General features: G+C 70.8%; 14 protein-coding genes. 5 read left to right on the top strand and 9 right to left on the bottom strand.

The genetic code is table 11. The features are described from left to right. Positions 1-3 precede the first annotated feature (3 nt). The 6 genes from ACFCVM_RS04570 to ACFCVM_RS04595 form a co-directional block, all read right to left on the bottom strand. Positions 4-1110 (bottom strand): ABC transporter substrate-binding protein, encoded by a 1107-nt coding sequence (locus ACFCVM_RS04570; RefSeq protein ID WP_375834414.1) that lies wholly within the window; start codon positions 1108-1110, stop codon positions 4-6. Continuing rightward, positions 1107-2468: a sulfate adenylyltransferase subunit 1 gene (locus ACFCVM_RS04575; protein ID WP_375834417.1), complete on the bottom strand. Its 1362-nt coding sequence runs from the start codon at positions 2466-2468 to the stop codon at positions 1107-1109. Before ACFCVM_RS04575 ends, ACFCVM_RS04570 begins: the two co-directional genes overlap by 4 nt. After that, the gene (gene cysD, locus ACFCVM_RS04580) at positions 2468-3391 is read right to left on the bottom strand and encodes a sulfate adenylyltransferase subunit CysD (RefSeq protein ID WP_375834420.1); all 924 of its coding nucleotides are present in this window, start codon (positions 3389-3391) and stop codon (positions 2468-2470) included. Before cysD ends, ACFCVM_RS04575 begins: the two co-directional genes overlap by 1 nt. Continuing rightward, positions 3388-4131: a phosphoadenylyl-sulfate reductase gene (locus ACFCVM_RS04585; RefSeq protein WP_375834423.1), complete on the bottom strand. Its 744-nt coding sequence runs from the start codon at positions 4129-4131 to the stop codon at positions 3388-3390. Before ACFCVM_RS04585 ends, cysD begins: the two co-directional genes overlap by 4 nt. Next, positions 4128-5861 (bottom strand): nitrite/sulfite reductase, encoded by a 1734-nt coding sequence (locus ACFCVM_RS04590; RefSeq protein ID WP_375834425.1) that lies wholly within the window; start codon positions 5859-5861, stop codon positions 4128-4130. The genes ACFCVM_RS04585 and ACFCVM_RS04590 overlap by 4 nt, the downstream gene beginning before the upstream one ends. 154 nt (positions 5862-6015) lie before the next feature. Next, on the bottom strand, positions 6016-6783 hold the full coding sequence (locus tag ACFCVM_RS04595; protein WP_375834427.1) for a sirohydrochlorin chelatase: 768 nt from the start codon (positions 6781-6783) through the stop codon (positions 6016-6018). An 83-nt stretch (positions 6784-6866) separates the two neighbouring features. On the opposite strand from ACFCVM_RS04595, the gene ACFCVM_RS04600 reads away from it, so the two are divergent. The 3 genes from ACFCVM_RS04600 (at position 6867) to ACFCVM_RS04610 (ending at position 10048) form a co-directional block, all read left to right on the top strand. Continuing rightward, entirely contained in the window at positions 6867-7094 is a 228-nt protein-coding gene (locus ACFCVM_RS04600) for a hypothetical protein (RefSeq protein WP_375834430.1), read from the top strand. A gap of 81 nt (positions 7095-7175) precedes the next feature. Next, complete coding sequence (locus tag ACFCVM_RS04605; protein ID WP_375834433.1) at positions 7176-9053, top strand: ABC transporter ATP-binding protein; 1878 nt, start codon at positions 7176-7178, stop codon at positions 9051-9053. Positions 9054-9220: 167 nt separating this feature from the next. Continuing rightward, entirely contained in the window at positions 9221-10048 is an 828-nt protein-coding gene (locus tag ACFCVM_RS04610) for a hypothetical protein (protein ID WP_375834435.1), read from the top strand. A gap of 24 nt (positions 10049-10072) precedes the next feature. Here ACFCVM_RS04610 and ACFCVM_RS04615 read toward each other — a convergent pair whose 3' ends face one another. Then, positions 10073-11356: a TolB family protein gene (locus ACFCVM_RS04615; protein WP_375834437.1), complete on the bottom strand. Its 1284-nt coding sequence runs from the start codon at positions 11354-11356 to the stop codon at positions 10073-10075. 142 nt (positions 11357-11498) lie between these two features. Here ACFCVM_RS04615 and ACFCVM_RS04620 point away from each other — a divergent pair, with 142 nt between their 5' ends. Beyond that, positions 11499-12011 (top strand): 2'-5' RNA ligase family protein, encoded by a 513-nt coding sequence (locus ACFCVM_RS04620; RefSeq protein WP_375834440.1) that lies wholly within the window; start codon positions 11499-11501, stop codon positions 12009-12011. A gap of 19 nt (positions 12012-12030) precedes the next feature. Here ACFCVM_RS04620 and ACFCVM_RS04625 read toward each other — a convergent pair whose 3' ends face one another. Beyond that, positions 12031-12411, bottom strand: a complete 381-nt coding sequence (locus tag ACFCVM_RS04625; RefSeq protein ID WP_375834443.1) for a DUF1622 domain-containing protein — start codon at positions 12409-12411, stop codon at positions 12031-12033. 178 nt (positions 12412-12589) lie between these two features. Continuing rightward, a complete protein-coding gene (locus tag ACFCVM_RS04630; RefSeq protein ID WP_375834446.1) occupies positions 12590-14455 on the bottom strand; it encodes a phosphoenolpyruvate carboxykinase (GTP) in 1866 nt (621 codons plus the stop codon). A 129-nt stretch (positions 14456-14584) separates the two neighbouring features. On the opposite strand from ACFCVM_RS04630, the gene ACFCVM_RS04635 reads away from it, so the two are divergent. After that, on the top strand, positions 14585-16027 hold the full coding sequence (locus tag ACFCVM_RS04635) for a helix-turn-helix domain-containing protein (protein WP_375834448.1): 1443 nt from the start codon (positions 14585-14587) through the stop codon (positions 16025-16027). The last annotated feature ends 39 nt before the right edge of the window (positions 16028-16066 follow it).

Here is a 16066-nt window from a genome sequence, read left to right on the forward strand (position 1 = left end):
GCTCTACTCCTCGCCGAGGCCGCCGGCCGAGACCGGGTCGGCGTCATCGGCTTCGAGCAGCCCGTTCAGGAGCCGCAGGTCGAACAGCCCGTCGATCGAGCCGTCCTTCTGGGTGCCCGCCTCGAGTCCGTTCGCGACGAGGGTCTCGAATGTCTCGGCGTGCGGGTCGACCGAGAACGTCACGTGCTCGAGCGCCCGGGTGATGACCTCGTCGGCCAGCGGCTTGCCCGTGTCGGCTTCGAGCGCCGCGTTGATGACGGCCGGCGCCTCGGCCGCGTGGTCATCCAGCCAGGCGACGGATGCCACGTGGCCCTCGAGCAGCGCCCGCACCGTCTCGGGGTGCTCCTCGAGGAACTCGGCGCGAACGAGCAGCACGGTCGTCGGGAAGGCGCCGTCCTCCCAGAGGTCGGCCTCGTCGACGAGCACGTGCGCACCGGCGTCGACGATCAGTCGCGAGACCCACGGCTCGGGCAGCCAGGCGCCCTCGAGGCCGCCCTGCTGGAAGAGCGTGAGCGTCTGCGCGTTCTCGGTCGGCGTGATGTGCACGTCGCCGCCGCCCGTGGTGTCGGTCTCGTAGCCTTCGCCCGCGAGCCACGAGCGCAGCGCCACGTCCTGCGTGTTGCCGAGCTGCGGCGTCGCGATGGTCGTGCCCTCGAGGTCCTTTACCGAGTCGATGCCGTCGCGGACGACGAGCGCCGCTCCCCCGGTCGCAGCGCCGGCGACGATGTGCGCCGACTGCCCGCCCGACTGGATGAACGTGTTGATCGACGGGTTCGGCCCGATGTAGGTCGCGTCGATGGCTCCCGCCGAGAGCGCCTCGATCGCGGCCGGGCCCGCGTTGAACACCTGGGTCGAGAGCTTCGTGTCGCCGAGCGCGTCGGCGAAGAGGCCCTCCTGCAGGCCCACGAGCGCGGGGGCGTGAGTGACGTTCGAGAAGTACCCGAGTCGGAGCTCGGCTGCAGGCGTGGTCGAGGCTTCCGCCGCCTCCCCCGCCGCCGACTGCGGCGCGCAGCCGCTCAGGGAGAGCACCGCCGCCGTGACGATCGCCGCCGCGAGCATCATGCCCGCGACCAGGCCGAGGCGGGAACGGGTGCGTGATGTTGCGGTCATGCTGCTACTCCTTCGGTGTCGGTGGTCGTGCGGGTGCTCCCGGCATCGCCGGTGTCTGGGGTCACCGGTGCGGTGACGATCCCGGCGGCGAGCGTGGCGCCCGACTGCGGGTCGATGACGAGGAACGCGCCGGCACGGCGATGTGCGGCGTACTCCTCGACGGGCAGTTCGGCCGAGAGGCGCACGCGCACCTGGCCGATGTCGTTGATCTCGAGCAGCGCGGCCGGCTCGAGTTCGAGCGAGTCGAGGTCGCGGCGTCCGACGATCTCGGGCACGAGCGCCTGCACGGTCGTCGTGCCCGACTTCACGAGCACGCGGGCGCCCGGGCGAAGGGGAACCGCCCCGAGCCAGAACAGCGCGGCGTCGAGTTCGCGACGCGGTTCGGGCAGTGCGCCGGCCGCCACGATGACGGCGCCGCGTGCGGCGTCGAGCTGGTCGGCGAGCCGGAGCGAGACCGAGCGGGGCGCAGATGCCGCGTCGAGCTCGCGCGGTCCGGCGTCGATGCCCGTCACGGTCGTCGTCGCACCCCCGGGGAACACCTGCACGCGATCGCCGACCCGCACGGTGCCCGAGGCGATGCGCCCGGCGAACGCGCGGTAGTCGCGGAACCGCTCGGGGTCCTCGACGTCGTGCGCCACGGCGCCCTGCGGGCGGATGACGAGCTGCACCGGCATCCGCAGCGCCTCGAGCTCGGTCTCGAGCTCGTCGAGGGAGGGCAGCGCCTCGAGCAGCTCGATGAGGCTCGGACCGTCGTACCAGGGCGTGTTCGCCGAACGGTCGACCACGTTGTCGCCCGCGAGGGCGGAGACCGGGATGACGTGGGCCGCGGGCAGGCCGAGGTCGACGACGAGCGCGGAGACCTCGTCGGCGACCGCGGTGTACGCGGCCTGCGAGAATCCGCGCAGGTCGATCTTGTTGACGGCGATGATCACGTGCGGCACTCGCAGCAGCGCGACGACGGCGAGGTGGCGCCGGGTCTGCTCGAGCACGCCGTTGCGGGCGTCGACGAGCACGACGACGGCGTCGGCGGTGGTGGCCCCGGTCACCATGTTGCGCGTGTACTGCACATGCCCGGGGCAGTCGGCGAGGATGAACGACCGGCGACCGGTCGAGAAGTAGCGGTAGGCGACGTCGATCGTGATGCCCTGCTCGCGCTCGGCGCGCAGGCCGTCGGTGAGCAGCGCGAAGTCGATCGCGCCGGGTTCGCCGCCGAAGCCGCGCTCGGCGGAGGTGCGGGCGACCGACTCGAGCTGGTCGGCGAGGATCGCCTTCGAGTCGTGCAGGAGGCGGCCCACGAGGGTCGACTTGCCGTCGTCGACCGAACCGGCCGTGGCGAAGCGGAACAGTGCGTCGCTCATCAGAAGTACCCGTCCTTCTTGCGATCCTCCATGGCGGCCTCCGAGATGCGGTCGTCGGCACGGGTGGCACCGCGTTCGGTGAGCGTCGAGGTCGCGACCTCGGCCACGACGTCGGCGACGGATGCCGCGGCGGACTCGACTGCGCCGGTGCAGCTCATGTCGCCGACCGTGCGATACCGCACCGTGCGTCGCTCGACGAGCTCGTCGGCACGCGGGGGCGAGACCTCGGAGATCGCACGCCACATGCCGTCGCGGCGGTAGACCTCGCGCTCGTGCGCGTAGTAGAGGGGCGGGAGCTCGATCTGCTCGCGCTCGATGTAGCGCCACACGTCGAGCTCGGTCCAGTTCGAGATCGGGAACGCCCGCACGTGCTGGCCCACGGTGTGGCGGCCGTTGTAGAGGTCCCAGAGCTCGGGGCGCTGGTTGCGCGGATCCCACTGGCCGAACTCGTCGCGGAGGCTCAGGATCCGCTCCTTGGCGCGCGCCTTGTCCTCGTCGCGCCGGGCCCCGCCGAAGACGGCGTCGTGCCGGCCCGCCGCGATCGCGTCGAGCAGCGGCTGCGTCTGCAGCGGGTTGCGCGTGCCGTCGGCCCGCTCCTGCAGCCGGCCGTCGTCGAGGTAGTCCTGCACGGAGGCGACCTCGAGGCGCAGCCCGAGCCGCTCGACCGTTCGGTCGCGGAAGTCGATGACCTCGGGGAAGTTGTGTCCCGTGTCGACGTGCAGCACGGGGAACGGCACCTTGCCCGGCCAGAAGGCCTTGGCCGCGAGGTGCAGCACGAGCACCGAGTCCTTGCCGCCCGAGAAGAGCAGCACGGGCCGCTCGAACTCGGCGACGACCTCGCGGATGATGTGGATCGCCTCGGACTCGAGGGCGTCGAGCGCGTCGATGCCGGTCTCGACGGGGAAGGTGTCGATGGCGCTCATACGTGCAACCCGCATTCCGTCTTGTCGAGACCCGACCAGCGGCCGGCCCTCGGGTCTTCGCCCTCGGCCACCTGCCGGGTGCACGGCTCGCAGCCGATCGACGGATAGCCCTGGGTCAGCAGCTCGTTCACGGGGACGCCGAAGGCGCTCGAGTAGTCGATCAGCTCGTCGAAGCTCCACGCCGCGAGCGGGTTGACCTTCACGAGTCCGTTGCGATCGTCGAACGTCACGAGCGGGGTGTTCGTGCGGGTCGGCGCCTCGTCGCGGCGCACGCCCGTGAACCACAGCTCGTACCCCCCGAGCGCATCGTGCAGGGGTGCGACCTTGCGCATGGCGCAGCACTCGGCGGCGTCGCGGGCGAACAGGTCGCGCCCGTACTTCGCGTTCTGCTCGGCGACCGTGAGCTCGGGCAGCACGTCGACCACGCGGACGTCGAGCGCCGACGCGACCCGATCTCGCGTCTCGTAGGTCTTCGCGAAGTGGTAGCCGGTGTCGAGGAAGAGCACGTCGACGCCCGGCAGCGACTGGGCCACGACGTGCGGGAGCACGGCGTCGGCCATCGAGCAGGCGACAGCAGCGGCATCCGCGTCGAAGTTGCGTGCGACCCAGGCGATGACCTCGTAGGCGGATGCCTCGTCGGCGGCGAGGCTGCGGAGTTCGGCGTCGCCCGACGCGGCGAGCGCGCGCAGTTCGTCGTGGGTGCGCAGCGCCGTGGCGCGCGGTGCGAGGGAGACGCTCATCGGAGCACCTCCTCGTCGGCGCGGTGCGCCCATTCGGCGAACGTCTCGTCGGCGACGGCGTCGCGATCGTCGAGGAATCGCTTGACGACCCGCTCGACGTAGCCGGCGATGCCGTCGGCTTCGACCTTGAGCCCGCGCACGGTGCGGCCGAGGCCCGCCTCGTCACGATCGGCCGTCGCGAGGCCGCCGCCGAGGTGCACCTGGTACCCGGGCACCTGCTCGCCGGCGTCGTTCATGATGAGCTGGCCCTTGAGGCCGATGTCGGCCGTCTGGATGCGGGCGCACGAGTTCGGGCAGCCGTTGACGTGCAGGCTGATCGGGTGCGGCAGGTCGAAGCCGTCGAGCGTGCGCTCGAGGTCGAGCACCGCGGCGGTGGCGAAGGCCTTGGTCTCGACGATCGCGAGCTTGCAGAACTCGATGCCCGTGCAGGCGATGGTGCCGCGGCGGATGAGGCTCGGCCGGGCCGAGAGGCCGAGCTCGTCGAGGCCGGTGATGAGCGACTCGACCCGGTCTTCGGGGATGTCGAGGATCACGATCTTCTGGTGCGGCGTGGTGCGCAGCCGCGTCGAACCGTGCCCCTCGATGAGCTCGGCGAGCTTCTTGAGCGTCGGGCCCGACACGCGGCCGACGATCGGCGTGGCGCCGACGTAGAACCGGCCGTCCTTCTGGCGGTGCACGCCGACGTGGTCGCCGTGCGCGAGCGGCTTGGGGGCCGCGGGCCCGTCGGGCAGCGGGGCGTCGAGGTACTCGGTCTCGAGCACCTCGCGGAACTTCTCGGTGCCCCAGTCGGCGAGCAGGAACTTCAGGCGCGCCTTGTTGCGGAGGCGCCGGTAGCCGTAGTCGCGGAAGATCTGGGCGACGCCGTGCCAGACGTCTGCGACCTGCTCGGGGGCGACGAAGACGCCGAGGCGCTCGGCGAGGCGCGGCGAGGTCGAGAGCCCGCCGCCGACCCAGAGGTCGTAGCCGATGCCGAGCGCGGGATGCTGCACCGCGACGAACGCGACGTCGTTGATCTCGTGCACCACGTCCTGGCTCGGGTGCCCGGTGACCGCGGTCTTGAACTTGCGGGGCAGGTTCGCGAGCGTCTCGTCGCCGATGAAGCGGCTCGTGATCTCGTCGATCTGCGCGGTCGGGTCGATGAGCTCGTCGGAGGCGATGCCGGCGACGGGTGACCCGAGCACGACGCGGGGCACGTCGCCGCAGGCCTCGGTGGTGCCGAGCCCGACGGCCTCGAGGCGCCGCCAGATCTCGGGCACGTCCTCGACGCGGATCCAGTGGAGCTGGATGTTCTGGCGATCGGTGAGGTCGGCGGTGTCCCGTCCGAAGTCGATCGAGATGTCGGCGATCACGCGGAGCTGCTCGGTCGTGAGCTGGCCGCCGTCGATGCGCACGCGCAGCATGAAGTACTCGTCTTCGAGCTCGTGCGGCTCGAGCATCGCGGTGCGACCGCCGTCGATGCCGGGCTTGCGCTGCGTGTAGAGCCCCCAGACCCGGAAGCGCCCGTGCAGGTCGGTCGGATCGATCGACGCGAATCCGCCCTTCGAGTAGACGCGCTCGATGCGCTCGCGCACGCTCAGGCCGTTGTCGACCTGCTTCCACTCCTCGTTGCCGTTGAGCGGTGCCGTGCCGTCGACCTTCCACTGCCCGTGCGGGCGGCTCGCCGGGCGGGGCGGACGCTCGCCGGAGCGGGTCGCCGGGCGGTTCGGCGCCTCGATCGTCTCCTGCGTCATGTGTCTCCTCGGTCACCGCTGAGTGCGGGTTGGACCGAGGCTAGGCGGGTTGGAAGCACGCCGGAACGAGCGCCGTCACATCACGGCAAGGAAGGCAACACGGCGTCAATCGCGGCAATGCTGCGTCACAATCGGTGCGGCGGGGCGACTCGCGCTATGCTCTCCGCGCCGGTCGGGAGCCCTCCGAGTCCGCTGGCGTGACCGCCGCTGCGACCGCCACTGCGAATCGGTCGAGCACGACGTCGACGAGCTCGTCGGGGGCGTCGTCGGGGGTCAACAGGGGCTCGGTGACGAGGTCGGCGCCGGCGGCCGCCGCGAGATCCTGGAAGTACCCCGGCGCGAGCAGGTAGCTCGCCGCGACGACCCGGCGCGAGCCGGCGGCCGCTCGCACCTCGGTGATCGCCTCGCCGAGCCTGGGTTCCGCCGCGGAGAGGAAGCCGACCGTCACCGGGGCACCGAGCGCGGACGCGAGTCGCTCGCCCATGTCCCGGCAGTCGTCGACGGCGCGCGCGTCGCTCGACCCGGCGACCGCCAGCACGATGAGATCGTCCGGCGTCGCGCCGGCCTCGTCGAGACGGCGGCGAAGCACCTCGACGAGTCGGTCGTCGGGGCCGAGGGCGGCGGCGAGCCGCACCGGGCGATCGACGACGGCCTCGATCTCGCGTCGAAGGTCGACATGCACGTGGTACCCCGCCGAGAGCAGCAGCGGCACGACGACCGCGGGCGACTCGGGCGGGAGCGCGGCGAGGGTGGCCGCGACATCCGGTTGCTGCACGTCGACGTGGCCGAGGCGCACCGTGACCGGCGACGCGGCCGACGCCGACGATTCGACGGCGTCGATGAGCCGCTGCACCGCGGCCTGCCCGTCGGGCGATGCGGTGCCGTGCGAGATGCCGACGAGTGCGGCCGTGGTCGGGTCCATCCCCCCATCGTGCCCTGCCGCAACCGTCGCCGCACGTCAACCCGCATTGACGAAGGGCGGAACGTCAACTACCGTTGACGCCCATGGACGACAACACCATTCGAACCGCGATCGCGGCCGCAGACGGCGACGACCCGTATCGCGCGCTCCGCACGCTCCACCACGCGCGCATCGAACTCACCCGCGAGCTCGACCGCGCCGAGGCCACCGCCGTGCGGCGGGCGCGTGCGACCGGGGCGAGCTGGCAGCTCATCGCCCTCGCGCTCGAGGTCTCCAAGCAGGCGGTGCACAAGAAGTACGGACGCAGGTAGGGCACGTAAGCTGCAAGACGGCGATTTTGCGACACTCGGGCGGATGCGGCATCCGCCCGTCGCGCAGGCCAGGAAGAGGACATGAGCGACACCCGGACCCGACGATCCCCCTTCTCGCGGCGCGGCGAGGCCACCGGCCCTCGCGCCACGTTCCGGCAGCTGCTGCCGTTCATCTTCGAGCACCGGCCGGTGCTCATCTGGGTCGCGATCCTCTCCGTCGTCGGCGCGCTCACGAGCCTCGCACAACCGCTCCTCGTCGCCCAGGTGATCCAGGTCGTCGAGTCCGGCGCCGCACTCGGCGGCATCGTCTGGGCGCTCGTCGCCCTCGTCATCGTCAGCGGCGTCATCACGGGCTACCAGCACTACCTGCTGCAACGCACCGGTGAGGGCGTCGTGCTCTCGAGCCGCAAGCGCCTCATCGGCAAGCTGCTCCGGCTGCCGATCGCCGAGTTCGACACGCGTCGCACCGGCGACCTCGTCTCGCGCGTCGGCAGCGACACCACGATGCTGCGCGCAGTGCTCACGCAGGGCCTCGTCGAGGCCATCGGCGGCACGGTCACGTTCATCGGCGCGCTCATCGCGATGCTCGTCATCGACCCCGTGCTGCTCGGACTCACCGTGCTCGTCATCGCCGTCGCCATCACGACCGTCACGCTGCTGTCGCGCCACGTGCGCGAGGCGTCGCACGAGGCGCAGGCGAAGGTCGGCGACGTCGCGGCATCGGTCGAACGCGCGATCGGCGCGGTGCGCACCATCCGCGCTGCCGGGGCGACCGAACGCGAGATCCGCGACGTCGAAGCGCACGCCGAGGGCGCCTGGCAGATGGGCGTGAAGGTCGCGAAGATCTCCGCCCTCATCGTGCCGGTCGCGGGCATCGCGATGCAGGTGTCGTTCCTCGTGGTGCTCGGCGTCGGCGGTTTCCGCGTGGCATCCGGCGCTCTCGAGGTCGCCGACCTCGTCGCCTTCATCCTCTTCCTGTTCATGATGATCATGCCGCTCGGCCTGTTCTTCGGCGCGATCACCTCGGTGAACCAGGCGCTCGGTGCGCTCGGCCGCATCCAGGAGATCCTCGATCTGCCCGATGAAGACGCGCACGACCGCGAACTCGCACCGCTCGCCCTCATGGTCGGCGAGGCGAACGCGGGCGTGCTGCCGGATGCCCCGGCGATCGCCTTCGACGACGTCACCTTCGCCTACGCGGCGACGCGGCAGGACCCGGCCGACCCGGCGAACGAGTCCGCCGACGAGCACCTGCCCGAACCCGACGTCACCGACCGCCAGCCGGTCCTGCGCGGCGTCTCCTTCCAGGTGCCGCGAGGGCAGCGCATCGCGCTCGTGGGCCCCTCGGGCGCCGGCAAGTCGACGATCCTCGCACTCGTCGAGCGGTTCTACGATCCCTCGGTCGGCACGGTGCGCATGGGCGGCCTCGACCTGCGATCGATCGACCGCGCAGAGCTCCGCGCGCAGATCGGCTACGTCGAACAGGATGCCCCGGTGCTGGCCGGCAGCCTCCGCGACAACCTGAAGCTCGGCAGCCCCGACGCGAGCGACGCGGCGTGCGAACAGGTGCTGCGCGCCGTGAACCTCGGCGGCGTGCTCGATCGCGACCCTGCCGGCCTCGACGCCGCGGTGGGCGACGACGGCATCATGCTCTCGGGCGGCGAACGCCAGCGACTCGCGATCGCCCGCGCGCTGCTCGCCGCTCCCCCGATCCTGCTGCTCGACGAGTCGACCTCATCGCTCGACGGCGTCAACGAGCGCATGATGCGCGATGCCGTCGACGCGGTCTCCGAGGGTCGCACGCTCATCGTGATCGCGCACCGGCTCTCGACGGTCATCGACTCCGACCGCATCATCGTGCTCGACGAGGGGCGCGTGATCGGCGAGGGCACCCACGCCGAGCTCGTCGCCGCGGTGCCGCTCTACCGCGATCTGGCGGCGCACCAGCTGCTCGTGTGACGTGCGCGTCGCCGTGGCTCCTCGAGGAGCTGCGGCGATGCCGGCCTCAGTGCGAACCCGAGCGAAACTCAGTGCTTGCTCGGATGGCGTACCGGCGCGACCTTCGTAGCGTGGACTCCCGCATCCCCCACTGGATGCCAAGCGCCCATGCCCCACGGAGGACCACCATGACCATCGCAACCGTCTCGAACGAGCGCGATCTCGCACACCTCGACGAACTGCCCGTCGACCTCATCGACGAGCTGCCCGATTCGAGGGACGACGCGGAGACGGCCACGACCCGAAGCGGTCTCGGCAACTCCTTCGATCGCGTCCAGGCCGGCATCCAGGGCTGGCTCCGGCACTGGGAGCCGCTGCGGCTGCCGGCATTCACCGCCGTGCGGGACGTCATGCCCGACGACGACCGCGGCCGCTCATCGCTGCAGGCCGCCTCGACGCAGCCCGATGGCGCCGTGCGCTTGACCGCGAGCCTCTACGACCCGCCGAACCGCGACGGCGAGCCGCTCGCGTGGTCGCGCAACTGGGCGAGCCTCGCCGTGCTGCCGCCGGCACGGGAGTCCGGCCGGCTCTTCTACCGATTCCGCGTCTCGAGCCGCCTCGTGCTCGATGGGCAGGCCGCGCTCAGCCTCGTCTCGACGAGCGTGAACTTCGGCGTCGTCGCCGACGTCGCGAAGGCCAGCCCGTTCCACGTCACCGGCTTCGCCACGCCGATCGCACGCCCCCTCGTCGGCGTGCAGTGCCGCGAGGACCAGGACGCCTCGGCGTCGCAGGTCTTCGAGGGCTCGATCGCCGTGCGCCAGGGCGAGTCCCCGGCGATGGCCTTCGTCATCGGCACCGACTTGCTCTTCGAGAACGGTTGGGTGCGCGTGCACGAGGGTTCGAGCACGTGGATCGGGCCGACCGATCCGGGCGCGAGCGGCACGATCGAGTTCCGCTACGCGCCCGCCGCGATGCTGCGGCTGCTCGGCCGTCTCGACGAACCGCATGTCGCCTGACCTCGTAGGAGCGTGTCCGCTTCCCTATCGACTCCAGCCCTGGAAGTCGTTCTGCGGGACACTCGTGGGCGGTCCGGTGGCAGCACCCTCCCACAGGATCTCGGGCGCTGCCGCGCCTTCGACGGGCACGACGAGCAGTGCCGAGCTTGCTGGACCTCCCTCGGGCACCAGCAACTCCCAGCCGATGAAGCGCAGGGCGGCGCTGTCGGGAGCCCAACTGACCGCAGCGGGGAGCCAGTGTCGGGTTCCTTCGCCTTCGGTGGTCTGGATGGGGGCGAGCACCGTCTGCGTTCCGAACGGTCCGAGCGCGTCGTCGTCGCCGACGATCACGACGATGACCTCGTCCTTCTCGCCGTCGGTGAACGACTCGCCCGCTCGGAAGAACAATGGGGCGCCCTCTCCGCCCTGGAAGACGATCCGATTCCCGTCCGGTGACCACACCGGACCGATCCCGAGATTGTGCGCGTAGTCCTCGACGAGGACGCGCCGGTTGGTGCCGTCGACCCGCATCAGCACGAGCTCGAAGTGGTCGGTGAGTCCGACCGGGCCATCTCGTCGTCGCTCCACGGCGAGTGAGCCGCCGTCCGGCGAGGCGCTCAGGGCAACGACACCCCGACTGTCGTCGAGGAGGCGGGTTCGATCGTCGGCCAATGAGTAGACCTCGATGCCGTTCCGGGCCGCGATGTACACCTGGGAACTGTCACCTGCCCACTCGATATCGGTCGCCGAAAGTTTCGGCAGCCGGCGAATCTCACTCGTCTTCGTGTCGAACAGCCAGACGTCCCTGGCCACCCCATAGGCCCAGGTGTGGAAGTTCACCGCCGATCCGACACCGAATGCAACCCACCGGCCGTCCGGCGACCAGATCGGGCACGGCTGCTGACGCAGCCCGTCGAGCGGGATCACCTCGGAGGCGGCGACGTGACCCTTCGCGTCGAGGTCGGTGATCACCAGAGCGCCGTCCTGCGGATTCATCTGCCCGTAGCCACCTTGCCCGGAAGCGAGCCGGGTGCCGTCGGGGGAGAACGCGGGGCACACCTGACCGCGAGAGGCGCCGTCGGACTCGAGGACGAGGTGCGGAACGGAACCTGCCTCGACGAAGAAGATGTCCTCCTCTGGCCCAGGGGTGGAGTACGCGATCCAGCCCTCCCCCACGGTGGCCATCGGATTCGGACGGGGCGTGAAGACGGGGCTGGGGCTGGGGGTAGCCTCGGCGTGGAGCGTGGCGGTGACACCACAGCCGCTGATCGCCCCGACCAGGACGAGCGCGACGCCGATGGCCACGAATTGGGCGTGAGCGCTCGTCACATGCCCATTGTGCCCCCCGACCTCGTCATTGTCGAGAATTACTCAGCACACCGACGACCGATTTCACGTCCTCGTCGGACTCGGCCTCCGCCGCGACCGACAGCCTCTGTACGCGCCGCCCGTGGCAGACGAGAATCGGTGGATGGCGCGCTTCGTCGTCGTTCTGCCGCTGTCGCCGCTCGCTGCCGACGAATCGTTCACCGTCGCGGGTTGGCCCCTGCACGTCACCCTCGTCGAGCCGTTCTCAACCGACCGGCCCGCCGATGTCGTCGCAGTCGCGCTCGGCGGGGTGGGCCGCACCGCCCGGACCATCAGCTGCACGGCGGGCGAGCCCGCGATGTTCGGTCGCAGACACGACGTTCCCGTGACCCTCATCCGGGACGGCGGCGAGCTCGCCGCACTCCGTGTCACCGCGCTTGCGGCGCTCGCCGCCGCCGACATCGATGCGGGCCACGTCCGCACCGACTACCGCCCGCACGTCACCGTCAAGCGCCACGGCGGGGTGGCTCCCGGCGACCGGGTGGTGCTCCGGCAACTCGCCCTCGTCGACATGCGACCGTCGACGGGCGCGCATCATCGCCGAGTGCTCGGAGCGTGGCCGCTCGGCGAGGCCTCCGTCACCGGCGATGCGCCGCGGACGACGCTGCCCGACTGACGACCAAGGTGGCGAGCCGTCAGCCCGCCTCGGTCTGCGCGAGCGAAGGCTCGTCTTCGGGCGAGCTGCGCTTCTGCCACGGCCAGCGGCCGGAGATCTCGAGCTCGAGCGACCAGCTGAGGAACGTCCGGATGAGCACGATGATCGCGAGCACCGCGACCGAGTCGAGCGTCGGGGTGACCGCGACGGTCTTGATGATGTCGGCGGCCACGAGCAGTTCGAGGCCGAGCAGGATCGCCCGCCCGAGCACCCGGCGGAATCGCGTGTACACCGGGTTCACCCGGCGGAGTCCCCGCACCGCCGCGTCGACCACCGCGTAGACGATGCCGATCACGATCGCCGCGACGCCGAGCACGTCGATGACCTCGCCGATCGCTTCGATGACCGTGCCGAACTCCATGATCGCCCCCTCGCGCACACGGTAGCGCGGGCGGGCGTGCAGCCGCGTCAGGCGTGCCGACGTGCCGTCGACGGATGCCGCGGGCGCGCGCCTTCCCGAGCGCAGACGTCCGCGGCATCCGCAGGCGGCACGGCGGCGCCACCCCCGCGATCAGGCGGTGGTGGCGCCTCCGTGGACGCTACGCGCCCTGGTGCTGCAGGTGGTAGCGCAGGCTCGCGAGCTCGGCGCGGAGCGCCGCGGGCACCCGGTCGCCGAACTGGCCGAAGTACTCGTCGGTGAGCTCGCACTCCGCGAGCCACGAGTCGCGGTCGACGTCGAAGAGCTGCTCGAGCGCGTCATCCGTGATCTCGAGGCCGTCGAGGTCGAGCGAACCGGATGCCGGGATCAGGCCGATCGGCGTCTCGACGATGTCGCTCGTGCCCTCGATGCGTCCGACGATCCACTCGAGCACGCGCGAGTTCTCACCGAACCCGGGCCAGAGGAACGAGCCGTCGGAACCCTTGCGGAACCAGTTGACCTGGAAGATCTTCGGCGCGTTCTCGCCGAGCACGCGACCCATCTTGACCCAGTGACCCCAGTAGTCGGCCATGTTGTAACCGCAGAACGGGAGCATCGCGAACGGGTCGCGGCGGAGCTCGCCGACGGTGCCTTCGGCAGCGGCGGTCTTCTCCGACGAGATCGTCGCGCCCATGAAGACGCCGTGCTTCCAGCTGCGCGCCTCGGCGACGAGCGGCACGTTCGTCGCGCGGCGGCCGCCGAACAGGATCGCGTCGATCGGCACGCCGTCGTGGGCATCCCAGTCGTCGGAGATCTGCGGGCACTGGGCTGCCGCCACGGTGAAGCGCGAGTTCGGGTGCGCGGCGGGGCGACCCGAGTCGGGCGTCCACGGATTGCCCTGCCAGTCGGTGAGCTCGGCGGGCGCCTCGTCGGTCAGTCCCTCCCACCAGATGTCGCCGTCGGGGCGCAGCGCCACGTTCGTGAAGATCGTGTTGCCCCAGAGCGTCTGCACGGCCGTCGGGTTCGTGGTCTCACCAGTGCCCGGCGCGACGCCGAAGAACCCGGCCTCGGGGTTGATCGCGTAGAGGCGACCGTCGTCGCCGGGGCGCATCCAGGCGATGTCGTCGCCGATCGTCTCGACCTTCCAGCCGGGAATCGTCGGGCGCAGCATGGCGAGGTTGGTCTTGCCGCACGCCGACGGGAATGCGGCGGCGACGTGGTACGCCTTGCCCTCGGGCGAGGTGATCTTGATGAGCAGCATGTGCTCGGCGAGCCAGCCTTCGTCGCGCGCCATGACGCTCGCGATGCGCAGCGCGAAGCACTTCTTGGCGAGCAGCGCGTTGCCGCCGTAGCCGGAGCCGTACGACCAGATCTCGCGGGAGTCGGGGAACTGCACGATGTACTTGGTGTCGTTGCAGGGCCAGTCGGCCTCGGCGCGGCGGTGGCCGACGCCGTCGATGAGCGGGTAGCCGACCGAGTGCACGGTGCGCACCCACGGCTCGCCGGCTTCGATGAGGCGGTAGACGGCGTCGCCCATGCGGGTCATGATGCCCATCGAGAGCACGACGTAGGGCGAGTCGGTGATCTCGACGCCGAGCTGCGAGATGGGGCCGCCGAGCGGGCCCATCGAGAAGGGCACGACGTACATCGTGCGACCCTTCATCGAGCCGTCGAAGACGTCGGTCAGCTCGGCGCGCATCTCGCGCGGGTCGCGCCAGTTGTTCGTCGGGCCGGCGTCCTCTTCGTACGTCGAGCAGATGAACGTGCGATCCTCGACGCGCGCGACGTCCTTCGGGTCGGTGCGCGCGAGGAAGCTGTTGGGCCGCCACTCGGGGTTCAGCTTGATGAGCTTGCCCTCCGCGACGAGCTGCTTCGTCAGCAGGTCGGCCTCGTGCTGCGAACCGTCGCACCAGACGATCTCATCGGGCTTGGTGAGGCCGGCGATCTCGTCGACCCACGCGCGCAGGGCTGCGTCGGTGGTTCCGCGACGGATGCTGCCGGCCGAGTCGGATGCCTCTGTGCCGATCGAGAACTCGGAGATGGTCATCTTCGTCCCTTCCAAAAGGTGCCGACCGAGGGCCGGAACTGGTTCGTACTTCAAGAATGCGGGCTGTTGGAGCATCCGTTCGGCCAAATCGGTCGTTAAGAATGCGCGTTCTTTCGCTATCCTTAAGCCATGAAGGCAGGCTCCCCCGATCTCGCGACCCTCGGCCAGCGCATCCGCCATTTCCGCAGCCAGCGCGGACTCACGCTCGACCAGCTCGGCGATGCGGTCGGCATGGCGGGCAGCCAGCTCTCGCTCATCGAGAACGGCAAGCGCGAGCCGAAGCTCTCGCTGCTCGACTCGCTCGCGGCCTCGCTCGACGTCGAGCTGGCCGACCTCCTCTCCCGCGAGGCGCCGAGCCGGCGCGCCGCCCTCGAGCTCGAGCTCGGGCGGGCGCAGTCGAGCCCGCTGTACGCGAGCCTCGGGCTGCCCGCGATCCGCCCCGGCCGCGGCATCACCGATGAATCGCTCGAGGCGATCGTCGGGCTCCACCAGGAGCTGCAGCGACGGGCGAGCGAGGCCATCGCGACGCCCGAAGAGGCGCGGCGCGCCAACACCGAGCTGCGCGAGCGCATGCGCGAGCGCGACAACTACTTCCCCGACATCGAGCAGCTCGCCGAAGATCAGGTGCGTTCCTCAGGCCACCGCTCGGGCGCCCTCACGCACCGCGAGGTGAGCGTCATGGCCGAGAAGCTCGGCTTCCAGCTCATCTACGTCGACGACCTGCCCGACTCGACGCGGTCGATCACCGACATCGCGAACGGGCGCATCTACCTGCCGCCGGCGTCGATCCCCGGCGGCCACGGCCTGCGGTCGATGGCGCTGCAGGCGATGGCGCACCGACTGCTCGGGCACGAGCGTCCGGCGAGCTACGCGGAGTTCCTCTGGCAGCGGCTCGAGATCAACTACTTCGCCGCCGCGTGCCTCATGCCCCGCGAGGCGTCCGTCTCGTTCCTGCAGGCCGCGAAGAAGGAGAAGCGACTCGCCATCGAGGACTTCCGCGACGCCTTCGGCGTCACGCACGAGGCGGCGGCGCTGCGCTTCACGAACCTCGCGACGAGCCACCTCGACATGACGCTGCACTTCCTCCGCGTCGCGGGCGACGGCGCCCTGCTGAAGGGGTACGAGAACGACGGCCTGCCGCTGCCGACCGACGTCACCGGATCGATCGAGGGCCAATGGGTGTGCAAGAGGTGGAGCGCCCGCACCGCGTTCGGCCACACCAACCGCACGACCGAGAACTACCAGTACACCGACACCCCCGCCGGCACCTTCTGGTGCGCGACGCAGACGGGGCGCACGGATGCCGCGGAGTTCTCGATCTCGGTCGGCGTGCCGTTCAACCAGGCCAAGTGGTTCCGCGGGCGCGAGACGACCCAGCGCGCCGTCTCGACCTGCCCCGACGAGTCGTGCTGCCGCCGTGCGCCGTCGGAGCTCGCCGAGCGCTGGGCCGGGCGGGCGTGGCCGAGCGCCCGCCTGCACGCGCACGTGCTCTCGCCGCTGCCCTCCGGCACGTTCCCGGGCGTCGACGATTCCGCGGTCTACCGGTTCCTCGAGGCGCACGCCGAGCAGTAGGCCCAACTCCTCCCCTGCCCTCCCGCTCGTCCCCGCCCC

This window comes from Agromyces sp. NPDC056389, from assembly GCF_042262385.1.
Classification (GTDB): Bacteria; Actinomycetota; Actinomycetes; order Actinomycetales; family Microbacteriaceae; genus Agromyces.

What these genes read in the sequence shown, in the direction of transcription:
- ACFCVM_RS04625 (WP_375834443.1), bottom strand. Translation starts at nt 12,411, where the DNA reads ATGGAGTTCGGCACGGTCATCGAAGCGATCGGCGAGGTCATCGACGTG.
- ACFCVM_RS04595 (WP_375834427.1), bottom strand. Translation starts at nt 6,783, where the DNA reads ATGGACCCGACCACGGCCGCACTCGTCGGCATCTCGCACGGCACCGCA.
- ACFCVM_RS04610 (WP_375834435.1), top strand. Translation starts at nt 9,221, where the DNA reads ATGACCATCGCAACCGTCTCGAACGAGCGCGATCTCGCACACCTCGAC.
- ACFCVM_RS04600 (WP_375834430.1), top strand. Translation starts at nt 6,867, where the DNA reads ATGGACGACAACACCATTCGAACCGCGATCGCGGCCGCAGACGGCGAC.
- ACFCVM_RS04570 (WP_375834414.1), bottom strand. Translation starts at nt 1,110, where the DNA reads ATGACCGCAACATCACGCACCCGTTCCCGCCTCGGCCTGGTCGCGGGC.
- ACFCVM_RS04575 (WP_375834417.1), bottom strand. Translation starts at nt 2,468, where the DNA reads ATGAGCGACGCACTGTTCCGCTTCGCCACGGCCGGTTCGGTCGACGAC.
- cysD (WP_375834420.1), bottom strand. Translation starts at nt 3,391, where the DNA reads ATGAGCGCCATCGACACCTTCCCCGTCGAGACCGGCATCGACGCGCTC.
- ACFCVM_RS04630 (WP_375834446.1), bottom strand. Translation starts at nt 14,455, where the DNA reads ATGACCATCTCCGAGTTCTCGATCGGCACAGAGGCATCCGACTCGGCC.
- ACFCVM_RS04585 (WP_375834423.1), bottom strand. Translation starts at nt 4,131, where the DNA reads ATGAGCGTCTCCCTCGCACCGCGCGCCACGGCGCTGCGCACCCACGAC.
- ACFCVM_RS04605 (WP_375834433.1), top strand. Translation starts at nt 7,176, where the DNA reads ATGAGCGACACCCGGACCCGACGATCCCCCTTCTCGCGGCGCGGCGAG.
- ACFCVM_RS04620 (WP_375834440.1), top strand. Translation starts at nt 11,499, where the DNA reads ATGGCGCGCTTCGTCGTCGTTCTGCCGCTGTCGCCGCTCGCTGCCGAC.
- ACFCVM_RS04635 (WP_375834448.1), top strand. Translation starts at nt 14,585, where the DNA reads ATGAAGGCAGGCTCCCCCGATCTCGCGACCCTCGGCCAGCGCATCCGC.
- ACFCVM_RS04590 (WP_375834425.1), bottom strand. Translation starts at nt 5,861, where the DNA reads ATGACGCAGGAGACGATCGAGGCGCCGAACCGCCCGGCGACCCGCTCC.